17 protein-coding genes are annotated in these 16,482 nt (G+C 42.1%); 2 read left to right on the forward strand and 15 right to left on the reverse strand.

Translation table 11 applies throughout. The features are described from left to right. Positions 1 to 10: 10 nt before the first annotated feature. The 13 genes from FB6_RS06365 to FB6_RS06425 all read right to left on the reverse strand — a co-directional run bounded on the left by FB6_RS06365 (position 11) and on the right by FB6_RS06425 (position 10,899). Positions 11 to 784 (reverse strand): TatD family hydrolase, encoded by a 774-nt coding sequence (locus FB6_RS06365; protein ID WP_174559201.1) that lies wholly within the window; start codon positions 782 to 784, stop codon positions 11 to 13. Positions 785 to 810: 26 nt separating this feature from the next. After that, positions 811 to 1,152 (reverse strand): PilZ domain-containing protein, encoded by a 342-nt coding sequence (locus tag FB6_RS06370; protein ID WP_174559202.1) that lies wholly within the window; start codon positions 1,150 to 1,152, stop codon positions 811 to 813. Positions 1,153 to 1,171: 19 nt separating this feature from the next. Then, a complete protein-coding gene (locus FB6_RS06375) occupies positions 1,172 to 2,155 on the reverse strand; it encodes a DNA polymerase III subunit delta' (protein ID WP_174559203.1) in 984 nt (327 codons plus the stop codon). A gap of 29 nt (positions 2,156 to 2,184) precedes the next feature. After that, entirely contained in the window at positions 2,185 to 2,946 is a 762-nt protein-coding gene (gene kdsB, locus FB6_RS06380; protein ID WP_174559204.1) for a 3-deoxy-manno-octulosonate cytidylyltransferase, read from the reverse strand. 12 nt (positions 2,947 to 2,958) lie between these two features. Continuing rightward, a complete protein-coding gene (lpxK, locus tag FB6_RS06385; protein ID WP_174559205.1) occupies positions 2,959 to 3,963 on the reverse strand; it encodes a tetraacyldisaccharide 4'-kinase in 1,005 nt (334 codons plus the stop codon). A 3-nt stretch (positions 3,964 to 3,966) separates the two neighbouring features. Continuing rightward, positions 3,967 to 5,694, reverse strand: a complete 1,728-nt coding sequence (msbA, locus tag FB6_RS06390) for a lipid A export permease/ATP-binding protein MsbA (protein ID WP_174559206.1) — start codon at positions 5,692 to 5,694, stop codon at positions 3,967 to 3,969. After that, complete coding sequence (locus FB6_RS06395; RefSeq protein ID WP_174559207.1) at positions 5,694 to 6,116, reverse strand: ExbD/TolR family protein; 423 nt, start codon at positions 6,114 to 6,116, stop codon at positions 5,694 to 5,696. The genes msbA and FB6_RS06395 overlap by 1 nt, the downstream gene beginning before the upstream one ends. Positions 6,117 to 6,124: 8 nt before the next feature. Further along, a complete protein-coding gene (locus tag FB6_RS06400) occupies positions 6,125 to 6,763 on the reverse strand; it encodes a MotA/TolQ/ExbB proton channel family protein (RefSeq protein ID WP_174559208.1) in 639 nt (212 codons plus the stop codon). A 27-nt stretch (positions 6,764 to 6,790) separates the two neighbouring features. Then, positions 6,791 to 7,678, reverse strand: a complete 888-nt coding sequence (locus FB6_RS06405; protein ID WP_174559209.1) for a ParB/RepB/Spo0J family partition protein — start codon at positions 7,676 to 7,678, stop codon at positions 6,791 to 6,793. Further along, positions 7,675 to 8,457 (reverse strand): ParA family protein, encoded by a 783-nt coding sequence (locus tag FB6_RS06410; protein WP_174559210.1) that lies wholly within the window; start codon positions 8,455 to 8,457, stop codon positions 7,675 to 7,677. The genes FB6_RS06405 and FB6_RS06410 overlap by 4 nt, the downstream gene beginning before the upstream one ends. Positions 8,458 to 8,480: 23 nt before the next feature. Next, positions 8,481 to 9,113: a 16S rRNA (guanine(527)-N(7))-methyltransferase RsmG gene (rsmG, locus tag FB6_RS06415; protein ID WP_174559211.1), complete on the reverse strand. Its 633-nt coding sequence runs from the start codon at positions 9,111 to 9,113 to the stop codon at positions 8,481 to 8,483. An 83-nt stretch (positions 9,114 to 9,196) separates the two neighbouring features. Next, positions 9,197 to 9,886: an N-acetylmuramate alpha-1-phosphate uridylyltransferase MurU gene (gene murU / locus FB6_RS06420; RefSeq protein WP_174559212.1), complete on the reverse strand. Its 690-nt coding sequence runs from the start codon at positions 9,884 to 9,886 to the stop codon at positions 9,197 to 9,199. Continuing rightward, positions 9,886 to 10,899: an aminoglycoside phosphotransferase family protein gene (locus FB6_RS06425; protein WP_174559213.1), complete on the reverse strand. Its 1,014-nt coding sequence runs from the start codon at positions 10,897 to 10,899 to the stop codon at positions 9,886 to 9,888. The genes murU and FB6_RS06425 overlap by 1 nt, the downstream gene beginning before the upstream one ends. 120 nt (positions 10,900 to 11,019) lie before the next feature. On the opposite strand from FB6_RS06425, the gene FB6_RS06430 reads away from it, so the two are divergent. Both FB6_RS06430 and FB6_RS06435 read left to right on the forward strand, forming a co-directional pair. Then, the gene (locus FB6_RS06430) at positions 11,020 to 13,479 is read left to right on the forward strand and encodes an LPS-assembly protein LptD (protein ID WP_174559257.1); all 2,460 of its coding nucleotides are present in this window, start codon (positions 11,020 to 11,022) and stop codon (positions 13,477 to 13,479) included. Further along, positions 13,479 to 14,789, forward strand: a complete 1,311-nt coding sequence (locus tag FB6_RS06435; RefSeq protein ID WP_174559214.1) for a peptidylprolyl isomerase — start codon at positions 13,479 to 13,481, stop codon at positions 14,787 to 14,789. Before FB6_RS06430 ends, FB6_RS06435 begins: the two co-directional genes overlap by 1 nt. Positions 14,790 to 14,928: 139 nt before the next feature. Here FB6_RS06435 and hfq read toward each other — a convergent pair whose 3' ends face one another. Beyond that, positions 14,929 to 15,444: an RNA chaperone Hfq gene (gene hfq / locus FB6_RS06440; protein WP_174559215.1), complete on the reverse strand. Its 516-nt coding sequence runs from the start codon at positions 15,442 to 15,444 to the stop codon at positions 14,929 to 14,931. Positions 15,445 to 15,536: 92 nt separating this feature from the next. After that, a complete protein-coding gene (gene miaA, locus FB6_RS06445; RefSeq protein ID WP_174559216.1) occupies positions 15,537 to 16,481 on the reverse strand; it encodes a tRNA (adenosine(37)-N6)-dimethylallyltransferase MiaA in 945 nt (314 codons plus the stop codon). Position 16,482 lies beyond the last annotated feature (1 nt).

The following is a 16,482-nucleotide window of genomic DNA, read 5'->3' on the forward strand; positions in this document are numbered from 1 at the left end:
TTCTAATGATTTACTTTAAATTAAGGAGGTTTTCAAAGTTTTGCATTGTAATGAAAGCGATTTCCTCAACCGACTTATCATATACATCACTTAAGGCTTTGGCTACATAGGGAACGTATTTTGGCTCATTAGACTTTCCTCTATATGGTACGGGTGCCAGATAAGGACTATCTGTTTCAATCAAGACCCGATCCAGTGGAACCTGCTTGGCCACATCACGCAAATCCTGGGCATTTTTAAACGAAACAATCCCGGAAAATGACACATAGTATCCGCAGTCCAGCACGGCTTTGGCTGTTTCCCAGTCTTCAGTAAAACAGTGCAAAATGCCATGTGTCGACTTTTCTGCACGAATAATATCGACTGTATCGTGCTTGGCTGAACGTGTATGTACCACTACAGGCTTTTTTACTGCTTGTGAGGCATGGATATGACGGGCAAAACATTGTTTTTGCTCTGCAATAAAATCGGTGCTGTGAAAATAATCCAGACCGGTTTCACCAATTGCCCAGACTTTTTCTGGTTGAGCCAATTCAATTAAATAATCAGTGGTTGCACGAGCCATCGTGTCAGGATCTTCACAGGGATGAACCCCGACACTGTATCCAACATCCGCGTGACGTGCGGCTATTTTCGCAAGCTCTATATGATCATCCAGATCCACCGAGATACTCATGAACTTGGATACGCCCGCTTCACGCGCCTGTGCTAATGCCAAATCCAGATCACCTTCATAAGGTGTTAAATCCAGCAAGGTTAAATGGCAGTGAGTATCTACAAACACGGTGAAATCCTAAATCGTTTAAACACCTACATAGTGTAACTAGTTCGACCTTCAGACTTAATACCTGTTAGTATTTTTTCAGCTTCTGATTTGTAATAAACACCTTTTTCCCCAGTCAACTGCATGCCAAATCCCTGTAATTTGATGCCATTTTGCTTTTGTGAGACCCAGATTACCTTGCCTGTCAGAGGAATTTTTTGTGATTGTTCTGGTAAGGTGGCCAATACAAAAACTTCATCACCCAATTTTACTGCCTGTTTGGTTGGAATAAAGAGTCCGCCACCCACCACATAAGGCATATAACTGGCATACAAGGTGTCTTTGTCCGGGATATTGGCCTGAATAATACCGCCCATACGTGGTTGCATTTTATTCCCCTTAAAATATTCAAATGTTCATTAGTTTTATACACAATTGATCAAGCACTAAATTGCTTTGTACGTTTTGCTCAATAAACCGTTTCGATTGCTGCAAGTCAGCATAAATCGTAAATAAAAATTTCAATGTATAGTGTTCTGCCAACCCGCTCAGATCCAGATCTGAGTTTTTGACCTGCTGATTTAGCTTGACACAAATCAAATCAGACAACAAGTATTCAAACATTTGCGCAAAGTCACTAAAAGGCAGTGCTTTATTCCACTTGGTCGCAATGGCCATCGGCATATTTTTCTGTGTGACCAGTTTATGCCAGTCCGTTAAAAACTCCTGTCGTTTCTGCAGCCATTCCATTTCTGCCAACTGGATGGCTTGGAGTGGCATTTGATTGGACAGGTTCATCAACAACTGTTTTTGGTTTTGATCTAAATCAGGTAAATGTTCTGTTAAATAACCATCCGCCTGAATCGATGAAATGCGATCCAGGGCAAAATGCTGTAGACGGCTACGAATGGTGGCAGGAAGTTTCAGATAATGATCCGCCAGTAGAATAATTACCACCCGCTCACCCGGTTCTTCCAGCGTTTTTAACAAGGCATTGGCAGATGCCGTATTCAAGGCTTCTGCCGGTTCAATTACAATGACACGCCAGCCATCTACAGTTTGCTGAACAAAAGGCAATAAATCCCGAATTTTTTCAATCTTGATTTTGGCATTTTGTTTTTTATTGTCTTCATCGTTACTGATATAAACATAATTCGGGTGGGTGTCCGATTTCAGCCACAGACAGCTGCCACACTCACCACACGGCGCATTATGCACATGACGATTGCTACAAAGTATCCACGCCAAAAAATATTGCGCAAAAGCTTCCTTGCCACAGCCTTTTTTACCGTAAAACAGCAAGCCATGACCCAGCTTCGGGAAGCGCCCGGTCAGGGTTTCCCAAACACTTTGTTGCCAAGGGTAAACTTGTGCGACGATCTCATTTTGCATGGAATTCAAGCCCACCCTGTTCACCAGTCTTACTCAAAATGAGCAACATCCATGGCATTGAGACGATCTAAATCTGCCTGCGTATCTACACCTGGTGGCAAGTTGGCTTCAGCCACAGCAATGGCTATACGATGACCATTTTCCAGCACACGCAGCTGCTCCAGACTTTCCAGTTTTTCCAGTACACCCATATCCCAAGACACATATTCTTGCAGTAAATTCACCCGATAGGCATATAAACCTAAATGACGGTAGGCTTGTGAATGTAATTGTTGTACTGCTTGCTTGGCGCCATCACGATCATAAGGAATGGTAGCACGGCTAAAATAAAGCGCCTGGTTATATTTGGACATGACCACTTTAACAATACTGTCACGCTGAAATTCTTCCAGATGATGAATAGGCTCACACAGCGTTGACATAGAACAGTCAGGTTTATCTTCTAATAATTGAGCGACCTGCTTAACGAGTTGTGCAGGCAGTAAAGGCTCATCCCCTTGCACATTAACAATAATGTCTTCACTGGCCCAGCCTTTGATTCGCGCCACTTCACTAAGGCGGTCTGTACCTGATGGATGATCCGCACTGGTCAATACCACATCAATGCCTTCAGCCCGACAAATTTCTGCAATGCGTTCATCATCGGTTGCAACACATAAATCATCAAAACCGGCTACTTTTTTCGCTTGATCCACCACACGTAAAATCATGGCACGTCCATGAATTTCCAATAGTGGTTTACCTGGCAAACGTGAGCTTGCAAAACGCGCAGGAATAACAATATGTTTCATAAACGATGAACCTTAAAAAATTTGAATACCAAGTTGTCGTAATTGCTGATGCAAAAGTGCATAACACTGTGACGAAAGCACAGCCTCTACCGGAACAACCCAGATTGCCCGATTAAAATCTGGGTTTTGCTTCAATAAAGGCAGCAGCTTCACCGCATCTTTTTCAGTGGTAATAATCGGATTGTTGTCTTCAAACTGTAGATCGGTGATTTCATAATCATAATGATCTGGAAATTCATGACACTGAAACTGGTGGATGCCCATGGAATCCAAGGTTTTATAAAAACGCTGCGGGAAGCCAATACCCACCACGGCATAAAAACTGTCTAAGGGATTAAAAGGCTTGGCATCCACTGCATTGAGCAAATAAGGCTCAGCCACTTCGAGATGCATATTTAAAAGTGTGCCCGGTTCCGCTGCATGTTCAATCACTGTCGCAGTTTTTAATCGGCTGGCTGGTTCACGTAAAAACCCTTCCGGTAATAATTTTTGATTCCCTAGCCCACGATTCTGATCCAGCACGATCCACTCAATCTGGCGTTCCAAAGCCCAATGTTGCAGACCATCATCACTGATAATTAAATCCAGCTCATGTTTGGATAACAAATATTCAATACTGTGCTGCCGATTTGAACCCACGACCATGGGCACACCAGTAGACTGAACAATCAAGCAAGGTTCATCACCGACAACTTCAGGAACAGAGTCTAAATCGACATAGGCTGGAAAAGGCCCCTTACCGCCATAGCCCCGACTAATTACCCCAACACGGACATTGTGACTTTGCAAATGATCCACCAGTTGAATCAACAGCGGTGTTTTTCCACTACCACCCACGGTAATATTACCAATCACCATCACTGGAACCGGTGACTGATAGCGGGATTTAATGCCTAGTTGGTAAAGTTTTTTATTGAGTAAAAAGCCACCGCGATAGATCCATGACAAAGGCCTAAGCACAATTAACCATTTGGCTTGATGATTCCAAGCATCCTGAATAAATTGTGCAATTGACATAAATCAATTTTCCTCAAAATTACGCTGATGCAACTGATAGTAAGCACCTTTCATAGCCAGCAATTCAACATGATTACCTTGCTCTACTATTCTACCGTTATCCATCACCACAATGCGATCCGCATTTTCAATAGTGGATAAACGATGGGCAATCACAATAGTCGTGCGGTCACGCATGGCAGCATCAAACGCTTGCTGAATAAAGTATTCCGATTCATTATCCAGCGCACTGGTCGCTTCATCCAAAATCAGGATAGGCGCATTTTTTAAGATTGCGCGGGCAATCGCAATACGCTGGCGCTGACCACCAGACAAATTCAAACCTTGTGCACCCAGTGGCGTGTCATACCCCTGTGGCAGACGCATAATAAAATCATGCGCATACGCCGCTTTAGCAGCTTTAATGACATCTTCATCCGATGCACCCTCAAGCTGACCATAGGCAATATTTTCACGTACGGTACGGTTAAACATCACGACCTGTTGATTCACCATCGAAATTTGACGACGAAGATTATTCAACTCTATCTCTTGAATATCGATATTATCCAGCTTCAATTGACCCGAACTGATGTCCTGATAGCGTAACAGCAAATTGACCAATGATGTTTTACCTGCACCTGAACGTCCAACCAGTGCAACAGTTTCTCCGGATTTGACTGACAGATTAAAATCATGCAGCGCGTGATAACCATCGGAATAAACCAGATTTACATCTTTAAATTCAATATTGCCATTCAAGGCAGGAGTTAAAGTACCGGTATTTTTCTCTTCAGGCAGATCTAGCAATTCAAATACTGAATGTGCGGCCGCCATGCCCCGCTGAATTTTTTCATTCACATCAGTCAGTGCTTTAATAGGCTTACTGAGCATACCCGCTGCTGTAATGTAGGCCACAAACTGTCCAGCAGAAGTATCCTGCATAATCTCTGGACGTAAAGCGATATACATGATGATTGCCAATGGAATAGACATGATGAGCTGTACGGTCGGGCTGTTCAGCTGCTGTACAATCACCATTTTCATGCCACGGCGCAAGTTCTCCATAGACGTTTCGTAAAAACGCTTTTGCTCATATTCCTGACCAGAAAATCCTTTAACCACCACATTGCCGTTTACTGTTTCTTGTACCACATGGTTCACATCCCCCATAGTGTCTTGCACCTGAGTGGACAGTTTACGCATACGTTTAGAGGCTTTTCGAATGAGCAGGCCAATTAAAGGGGCAAAAAATAGAATGATGAGCGTCAATCGCCAGTTGCTATAAATCAGGTAACCAATCAGACCAGCAGTAATCAAGCCTTGTTGCACAATCGTTCTCAGCGACTCAGTTGAAGCTGCTGTCAACTGTTCAACGTTGTACATAATTTTCGCAGTAATATGACCACTGGAATTATCCAGATAATATTGCGAAGGCAGGCGCATCAGTTTAGAAAATACTTCCTGGCGGATATTAAAAATCAGATTTCTTGAAATAACCGCAGTGAAATAGCCACCAATAAAGGTACCAAGCCCCCGAAAGAACATTAAAAGAATGACAAATAATGGAAATAACGATGTAAAGTCCCGATCTCGATGCTGAATCGCATTAATAATCTTTTCAAGCAATTTGGCAACTGAGACTTCAGTTGCCGCATTGATCGCAAAGCCGATTACAACAAAGATCGCCAACCCCCAAAAGGGCTTTAAATAACTTAACAGGCGCAAATAAACTTTTACATCGTACTTCACTAATAACCTCTAGACGGAACTTTAGTACTAATATTGATGTTAACAAAACCCAACTGACCTGCAACATCCATCACCCGAATGACATCCTGATGAGTGGCTTTTGCATCTGCAGCGATCACGAACATTAAATCACGGCGATCATTAGAAATCTGTTTAATTGCAGTATTTAAATCAGCGACATCTTTCGTTGCAATTGATTGGCCATTAATTGAGTAATGCCCAGAAGAATCAACAACGACTTCAATTTTATGCTCATATTGTTTCGGCGGCACCCCTTGCGCATCAGGCAAGGTCAAATTCATGCGACTAAATTGGTTAAAGGTGGTCGACAACAGTAAAAACACCAAGATAAACAATAAACAGTCAATCATCGGGGTCAGGTTAATATGTATATCTTCAACTTGTGTGCGTTTGAATTTCATGAACCACCTTAACCCACTTTTCTAAGATCATGTTCTTCATCTTTAGAAGTTTGATAAAAAAGTGCCGCATGAAATAATGTCGATTGCTGCTCAAGTTCAGCCACATACTCTTGTACCAAACGCTGAAAATAACGATAGGCAAACAGTGCAGGAATCGCAATAAACATCCCGGCTGCGGTGGTAATGAGTGCTTTTGAAATCCCCGGAATCATCAAGGTGGGATTGCTGTTGGTCCCCAAATCAATCACCAGGAAAGATTCGATAATACCCAGCACTGTACCCAACAGACCCAGTAATGGTGCTACCGCACTGAGTGTGCCCAGAAAGTTGATATTTTTTTCCAAATAGCCAATTTCTTGAGATGCCGTGGTTTCCATTTGTGCACGTGCATATTGTTCATTTTGATGCTTACTTTCATAGCCTGCATTAAAAATTCGACCCAAAGTACTTTGTTGTAATGCCTGATCTTGTTGTAATTGCTGCATCACATTATCGATATTTTGCGCCTGATTTAATAACAATGCCTTAGGCAAAATCATTGATTTTTTTAAGCGTATAAAGCGTTCGATGGTAATCGCTACCGTAAAAATCGAACACAGCACGAGGGGCAACATAAGCCAGCCCCCTGCTTTAACGAGTTCCCACATCTGTTTTTCCCCAATAAAAACAAAAAATTATTCTGCGAAACAAATATTCAATATACCGTCTAATTCATCAAGAGAATGGTACTGAATCACCAGTTTCCCTTTACCTTGTTTATTATGATCAATTTTTACATCTGCACTAAAACGTTCTGCTAAACGTTGAGTCAACTGCTGGATATCCGGTGCCACTTCAGCTTTCGGTTTTTCTTGTTTTGGCGTATTTAAGTCGCGGACCAGTTGTTCGGTTTGACGTACCGATAAACTTTTTTCAATCACATGTTCCGCAACTTTAAGCTGATCTTTAGCTTTTAAAGTCAAAATGGCACGTGCATGTCCCATATCTAGCAGACCTTGCTGCATAAAGTCTTTTACCGGCTCACCCAGAGTCAACAAACGCAATAAGTTACTGACAGTGGTACGTGCTTTACCCACGGTATCGGCAATTTCCTGATGGCTTAAACCGAATTCTTCATGAAAGCGCTGTAATGCCATAGCTTGATCAATCGGGTTCAAGTCCTGACGCTGAATGTTTTCAATCAATGCCAAAGCGATTGCAACCTGATCATTCAAGTCACGTACAATCGCCGGGATTTCAGTCATACCCGCCAATTGCGCCGCACGCCAACGACGCTCACCGGCAATAATTTCATAGGGATGTTTGTCGTCATCAATCGGACGAATCACAATCGGCTGCATCACCCCATGTTTTTCAATCGATGCTGCCAGTTCTTGCAAGTCTTGCTCATGAATAAAGCGACGCGGTTGATATTCGCCACGTTTTAGCAAATGCACATCAATCTGTTTCAGCTGACCATGATCTAAAGCTTGAGCTTCCATTTGTAATTTTTCTTTTTGGATCGACCCAAGTAAGGCATCCAAACCACGACCTTTGGCTAGTCCGCGTTTTTTTGTGGTCATGCGTTACTTCCTTTTTTCACTTTACTTTTCTTTAACATTTCAGCTGCCAGATTTAAGTAAGCAACTGCACCTTTAGAGCTTTTTTCAAAATAGATAATTGGTAAACCATGTGCCGGTGCTTCAGCCAAACGCACATTACGTGGCACCACCGTATCATAGAGTTTTTTACCAAAATACTGTTCCAATTCTGCCGATACATCGCGGGTCAAGGCATTACGGGCATCATACATGGTGCGAAGTACCCCCACGATTTGCAGATCCGGATTCAGCGCTTGCTGGATGCGATCGATGGTTTGGGTTAAATCAGCCAAACCTTCCAGAGCATAGTATTCACATTGCATTGGAATCATCACGCCTTGCACAGCTGCCAAGGCATTGACTGTAATCAGGCTCAAGCTCGGTGCACAATCTACAATAATATAATCAAATGAAGATTCAATTTCTTTTAATGCTTCACGTAAAATATATTCACGTCCATCCTGCTCGGCAATGGCCAGTTCCACACCCGCCAAATCACGATTTGCCCCAAGAACCTTATAACCCACTTCAGCTTTGGTAATGGCCGTTTCAATCGGCACTTCACCCAGCAACACATCAGTCACCGAGTACAGTAAATCATTTTTTTGGATCCCAGAGCCCATCGTGGCGTTGCCTTGCGAATCCATATCTACAAGTAAAACGCGCTTTTTCAAAACAGCTAACGATGCTGCCAAATTTACTGCGGTTGTGGTTTTACCTACGCCACCTTTTTGGTTCGCAATCGCAATAATTTGTGCCATGGTGACCCCAATCCTTCAAAAATTTAAATATGTTTCAATAAAAGCAAGTGACGTTGTTCGTCTAAACGCGGAACTTTCAGTTCAATAATCTCACAACTGAATTGATCTTTTAAAGCTGCCACTTCATCCGCCGGGATTAAGCCTTTCATGGAAGCAATAATACTTTGCTCATGCATGAAAGGTTTCGAAGCTGCTACAAAATCAGTTAACGAGGCAAATGCCCGACTGGTGATCACATCAAACCGACCCAGTTCCTGAATGCTTTCTTCATTTTCAACACGAGTTTGTACAGCAACCACATTTTTTAGTTTTAAATCGGCAATAAACTGTTTAAGAAAACGAATTTTCTTGCCATTTGAATCCAATAATACACACTGACGTTCAGGTTGACATAATGCAATGATCATGCCCGGCATACCACCACCTGTTCCGATGTCCAGCAAACGCCCCTGAGGTAAATCTTTCAAAATACTCAAGCTATCCAGTAAATGCTTGACCAGCATTTCCTTAGGATCACGAATGGCTGTCAAGTTATATGCTTTATTCCACAGCACCAAAGCATCCTGGTATTTGAGTAATAAATTTAAAGCTTCATCGCTTAGCTCTAAACCTAAAGCCTGACTACCCTGCTGTAGTTCTTTGAAAAACTGGTGCATATACAAAAAGGTCTCGAAAAGTTAATGGAAGTATACCGATTTCTAAGCCGTGGAACAGTAGTTAACGCTTAGTGATTATGCACTTAAACGTACATCCCCTGACGAATCTGTAGATCTAGATCACTTAATCGCTCAGGTGTGCCAACATCGACCCAGGCCGTCTGCATTTTTTCGGCAGAAATTTTCCCGGCCAGCATCGCCTCTTTTAAAAGCGGTGCTAAAGGACGTTTTCCCTGCTCCAAACCAGCAAACATTTTCGGATGAATAACTGAAACCCCACTAAAGGTGAGATTTTCACCCTCAACATTTTGATCAAAGGTATAAGCACGACCTTCTTTTAAGGTGAAATCACCTTTGGGATGCTGTTCTGGATTTCTAACAAAAACCAGATGAGCCAAATCATCTTTTAAATCAAAATTGAATACGTTTCCGAAATCAAAGGTAGTCCAGACGTCACCATTCACCAATATAAAAGGCTCTGTACCCAATAAAGGCAAGGCATTAATAATGCCACCAGCTGTTTCCAGGCCTTCTGCTTCTCGTGTCCAGCGAATATTGACGCCAAACTGCGAGCCATCACCCAATGCACCAATTAGCACATCGGCCAACCAGGCAGAGTTAATGATAATTTCGGTGACGCCAATGTCTTTTAATTTTTCAATATGCCAAACGATTAATGGCTTGCCGCCCACTTCCAGTAAAGGTTTAGGCTTATACAGCGTCAAGGGACGCATACGGTTACCCAATCCCGCCGCTAAAATCATGGCTTTCATTAGGCAACTACCTCATAAGCACCGTATTTTGCTTCAAATTTCGGCATGACCCGAGCTTCAATAAACTGCATAAACGGTTGTAATTCTGCATAAGGTTTGCTTTCTTCCAGCAGATACCACATCACGCGCGGTAGGTCTTTTAAATAGCCAGATTTGCCATCACGCTCGAACAGACGCACAAAGATCCCCAAAATTTTAATATGACGCTGAATCGCCATCATGTCGGCATCTTTTTTAAACTGCTCAAAATCGCGATCCTGTTTTGCTGTTGCCGGCAACAAGTCATAGAACATCTTAAACCAGCGATACACATGATCAGCATTCCACTGTACATAGGCATCACGGGTAATCGAAATCAAGTCATAAGTATCTGCCCCAATTACTGCATCCTGAAAGTCGATGACGCCCAGATCAGTTTCGCCTTCAATCTGCATCAGGTTACGGCTATGAAAATCGCGATGTACGATCACTTGCGGTTGTGCCAGCGCGGCATTGGCCAAAATGGCAAAAGTACGTTTAATTAAAGCACTCTCCTCTGCTGTCGGTTGAATTTGCAGTGAAGGCAACATCCAGTCAGTCAGTAATGCCATTTCTGACATCAGTTTTTCGTAGGAGTAGTCTGGAAAGTGATTTGTTCCATTAATTGATTGTAATTGAATCAACTGTTTAAAACTTTGCGCATAATAATTGTCTACTGTTTGATCATTTAACAATGTAGAGAGCAAAACATCACCAAAGTCTTCAAGTAGCAAGAAGCCTAATTTCAGGTCTTTGGCAATGATATGTGGTACACGCACACCATTGTTATCAAAAAATTCATCGATCGTCACAAAAGGCCCACAATCTTCTTTTTCTGGTGGTGCATCCATGAGCATAAATGTTTTATTATTCAATTTGATTCGTGCATAACGACGGAAGCTTGCATCGCCTGCCAAAAAATGAGTTTCAAATTGATCTGAACCAAGTACAGATGTAATCCATGTTTGTATCAATTGTTCACGTTGTGTATTCATTTGCGATAAATTCTAATACAGGCTGAGTTTTTAAAGTGCTAAGTGTAGCCACTTATCAACTTTTTCTCTATGATGCGAGGATAATTAATTGCGATTAAGCATACTTGGTTAATGACACAAATGAAGCATCAGTTTAAATTTAATCCTTTAGCGACTGCTATTTTGACCCTTTTATGTGGCAGCTCGATTTCAAGCTATGCTGAATCCACAATTCCAGCTTCGACTGTCGACAACCAGAAAATGAAAGACAGTATTCAAGAAGCCTATCCTGGACAACAGTTTTTCGAACAATACTATGTAGACAAATCAGCACCGGAAGCTCAGCAACGTCAGGGGCAGAATTTAGGTTCGGCTTATTGTAAAGGCACCTGGATTACGCCAATCAGTCCGGAAACCAAAGCGGTAGACCCGGACAATGCAACCTCAACCGTAACTGCCGATTACGGCCATTATGACCCGAATGGCGATTCAGTCTTGGAAGGCAATGTCCTGATTGACCAGCAAGGTCGCCAAATTCGTGCCGATAAAATTACCATCGACCAGACCCAAACCTATGCCAATGCACAAGGCCGGGTACAAATGGCGCAAAGTGGCTTACTGGCACAAAGTGACCAAATCAATTACAACTTAAAGACTCAACAAGGCGATTTAAATAACAGCTTCTATATTTCTGAAGAGCAACATGCACACGGTCGCGCAGACAAAATTGCCCGTACCTCAGAAAATATAGTAGTCATGAATAATGCCACTTACAGCACTTGCCCACCGGATGAAAAGCCGACCTGGAAAATTCAGGCTGATAAAATCACTTTAAACAAGGAAACCGGTCGTGGTGAAACACGCGGCACCAAACTTTATGTCAAAGAAGTGCCGGTACTTGCGGTTCCTTATTTCAATTTCCCGATTGATGACCGCCGAACCACTGGCGTGCTAACGCCGAGTTTTGGTTTTTCCAATGATGGTGGTGTAGAACTAGCCGTCCCGGTTTATCTAAATCTGGCGCCTAATTACGATGCCACCATTACGCCGCGATATATCGGTAATCGTGGCCCGATGCTGGAAGGTGAATTCCGCTATTTAACCGAAAACTTCGGTTCAGGTATGATCTGGGGTGGTTATCTAGCTTCGGATAGTGAATATAACGACAAGGATCGTAAAGATTTACATTTATTGCATAACTGGCAAATCAATAATCAGTTTTCAACCAATCTTGAATATAATTATGCCTCCGATAAAGACTATTTTGCCGATTTAAACAATAATCCAAACTCCAAGACCGACTTAAACCTACGTCGTGCCTGGGAGCTGAATTATAAAAATGGCATTCCTGGACTTAAAGCTCAGTTAAAAGTAGAAGACTTCCTGACACTGGACGATACTGTTGCAGATAAAGACCGCCCCTATGCCCGCTTACCACAATTTTTATTAAATTATAAAACAGGCGATGCTCAAGGCTTACAATTTGAGTTTGACCACGATACTGCCTATTTCAAAAAGGACATGAGTGCGACAAGTTTAGCCAACAATGACTCTTATGAACCAAGTGGTACACGTATCTACAATGATTTTTCTGTACGTTACAACTATCGCAATCCATGGTCATTTGTCATTCCTGAAGTCTCACTGCGTAATGTCAATACCTTCTATGACAAAGACACTGTCAATACTTTAAACCAGACCAGCACATCATCTGAAAATCAGTCAGTAACGGTTCCTGAGTTTACTCTGGACACTGGTTTAACCTTTGAAAAAGAAGGTAAATACCTACAGACTATTACACCACGTGCATTTTATGCTTATGCACCATATAAAAATCAAAATGGTCATCCAAACTTTGACTCAGCAACTGCATCCATTAATTATGATCAACTGTTCAGTCCACGTCGTTTCTATGGCCATGACCGTCTAGAAGACAATAATTTCTTATCTTTAGGCTTAAGTTATAGCCTATTTGACGAAATTGGTCTGGAACGCTTAAAAACCAGCGTTGGACAAAGCTTTTATTTTGAAGATCGTCGTGTTCGTCTAGACAACGAATCTGATCAATTTGATACAGAACGCCATACTGGTCCTGTTTTAAGTGTGTCTAGTCAGCTTTCTCAGAACTTTACTCTTGGTGCCAATTCTGCATGGATGGCAAACGGTGATAATGCTCAACGTGATGTACAGCTTTATTACACAGGTAATCAGGGTAATCTCTATAATGTAGGTTACTTTTACCGTAAAGACATTCCGAACCGTCAAGACCAGTATGACCAGGTGGTTGCTTCATTCATCCAGCCTGTCTCCAACAATTGGCGCATCATGGGGCACGCTCAGTATGATCTAGACAATAATGTCGCACGCGAGTATTTATTAGGTGTAAATTATGAGGCGTGTTGCTGGGGCATTTCAGTTTACGGACGTTCTTACTATAACGACCTGGACAATGTAAATGATGATAGTGTTAAACCGAAACGTGCCATTATGGCTGAAATTAGCCTGAAAGGCCTAGGTGGATTTAACAACAAGCTTTCATCATTACTGGAAAGTCGTATTTTAGGTTTTAATAAAATTAATCAATCTTGGACACAACGTTAATGAAGACAATACAGTTAAAACATTTTTTTAAAGCCACAACTCTTGCTTTAGCCCTTTCTTCATCAATGAGTACCTTTGCACAACCCGCAGATGAAGTTGTTGCTTTGGTCGATAATAGTGTCATTTTAAAAAGTGATTTGGAACAAAGCATTGCCGAAGTTAAACATCAACTTGAAGCACAAAAAAAACCAGTCCCACCAGAACAGTATTTAAACCAGCAGGCACTGGATCAACTCATTATTCGTCAAGCACAACTTGAACAGGTCAAGCGCTACAATATCAAGCCGAATGAAAAAGAGCTGAATGAAGCTGTACTGAAGGTCGCTGGCCAGTCTGGGAGCAAGAGTCTTGAAGCATTCCAGCAAAAGCTTGATGGAATTGCTCCTGGCACCTATGAGTCGCTACGCAATCGTATTGCGGAAGATCTAGCCATTAACCGCTTGCGTCAACAGATCGTAATGTCACGCATTAAAATTAGCGACCAGGATGTTGCTAACTTCCTAAAAACGCCTCAAGGTCAAGCGGCTTTAGGCAATCAGGCACATGTTATTCATGTTCGTGTGTCAGGCACCGATCAAGCTGCCTTAGAAAAAACAGCAAAACTGGTCAAAGCTGAACTCAACAACAGTAATGATGTGAAAGCAATTGATCAAAAGTTCACCACCAAGACTGTTAAAGTCGAAGGTGCAGACATGGGCTTCCGCAGCCTGTCAGACATCCCTGCTGAACTGGCTGCTCGTGTTAGCGCCCTACAAGATGGACAAACAACAGAACTAATTCCTGTTCGTGACGGCATTCATGTCTTGAAATTGATTGAACGCAAAGGCGGTGAGCAAAAAGCGATTGTATCGCAATATAAAGCTCGTCATATCTTAATTCAGCCTTCTGAAGTGGTTAGTCCTGAAAATGCTAAACAGCAAATTGACAGCATTTACAATCGCTTAAAAGCTGGTGAAGATTTTGCAGTACTTGCAGCGACCTTTTCTAACGATCCAGGTTCTGCACGTGATGGTGGCAGCTTAGGCTGGGTTAGCCCTGGCGTTATGGTTCCTGAATTTGAAACACAAATGAAAAACACACCTGTCGGCCAGATCAGTCAACCTTTCCAGACTCAATTTGGCTGGCACATTCTTGAAGTGACTGATACACGTCAACAAGATATGACCCGTGAATATCAAGAACGTATGGCACGCCAAATTTTAGGTGAGCGCCAATTTGATGCAGAGCTCGATAGCTGGTTACGTGAAATTCGTAGTAATGCTTTTGTAGAAATTAAAGATCCTACTCTGGATCGTAAAAAGAATAAGTAATCTCACATCAAATGATTTAATCAAAAAGCCAGTTGCGTATGCAGCTGGCTTTTTTATCACCAGTATAAAAATCTGGGCATACAATTAATTTTAAAAATAAAAAAGCCTCTCACTTGGAGAGGCTTTTAAGAATCATCAATTAACGATTGTTTTCGTCATCTTGAGAATCTTCAAATTTTGATTCGCCTTCAAAACCTGGGTTTGATTGACCACCGAAGCCACCTTGACCACCAAAGCCACCTTGACCACCGAAGCCACCAGCTTGACCACCGAAGCCACCTTGACCACCGAAGCCACCAGCTTGACCACCAAAGCCACCTTGACCACCAAAGCCACCTTGACCACCGAAGCCACCTTGACCACCGAAGCCACCTTGACCACCGAAGCCGCCTTGAGATTGGCCACCAAAGCCACCAGCGCCTTGAGCACCAGCAGGAGCACCAGCAGGACGTGGGTTACGCGCAGGAACCACAGTAGAAATTGCATGTTTGTAAACCATTTGGCTTACAGTATTCTTTAATAAAACAACATATTGGTCAAAAGATTCAATATGACCTTGCAATTTAATACCATTCACAAGGAAGATAGAAACAGGGATACGTTCCTTACGGAGAGAATTTAAGAACGGATCTTGTAAAGTTTGACCTTTAGACATGTTATAACTCCAAAAAAAATTAAAAATCAGCGCAAAAAACTATCTTTATTTCTCAATAAAAATTATAAAAAAGATAGTTACTAAATTTTGCTTTATCCGTAACAGTTTCGCAAGTCTTCTTGAGCCTGCTTGATCGTCAAATATGTCTTAAAATTATGCGATTCTTGCAAAGATCTTAACCATGTATATTGACGTTTAGCCAGTTGTCGTGTCGCAAATAAAGACTTATCCTCCATTTCTCGTTGTTTTTCGATACTTAAGTCACTTTTTTGTATAAATTCTAGAGCTTGTCGATATCCAACGGAGCGCATCGAGGGTAAATTATCATTTAAATCGTATTTTTCAATCAGTCCTTTCACCTCATGCAAAAATCCGATATCCCACATGATTTGTAAGCGTTGTTCGATACGTTTATGTAATTCTACACGATCTGGTAGTAGAGCATGATTATGAAAAGTGTAACGGTATGGTACGTTTTTTGGTTGCTCAGCTTGTAGTTTTGTAATCGGTTGTCCAGTAAGCATAAATACTTCCAAGGCACGAATAATACGCTGTTTATCACTCACCTTAAATTTCTGGCCTGCCAAAGGATCAACCGCACATAATTCCTGATAGACCGCTTCCCAACCTTGCTGTGCTGCTTTTGCTTCAATTTCAGCACGAACAGCATAATCTGCACTCGGCAGATTAGTCGACAAGCCCTCCAATAATGCCTTGAAATACAGCATGGTACCACCCACCAAAATAGGTGTTTTTCCACGTGCATGTATGTCATCAATCAGCACACAGGCATCTTCCACAAACTGCGCTGCCGAATAAACTTCAAGTGGGCTAATGATATCAATAAGATGATGCGGATAACACTCCTGTTCCTCTTTGGTGGGCTTGGCAGTACCAATGTCCATATCTTTATAAACCAAGGCAGAATCGACCGAAATCAGCTCAAAATGACCTCGTTCATACAGTTCACATGCCAAAGCGGTTTTACCACTTGCAGTTGGTCCCATTAAATTGATGACCGGCAATTGATTTGACATG

The sequence above is a fragment of the Acinetobacter bouvetii genome, assembly GCF_902753875.1.
In the GTDB taxonomy this organism is placed as follows: domain Bacteria; phylum Pseudomonadota; class Gammaproteobacteria; order Pseudomonadales; family Moraxellaceae; genus Acinetobacter; species Acinetobacter bouvetii_A.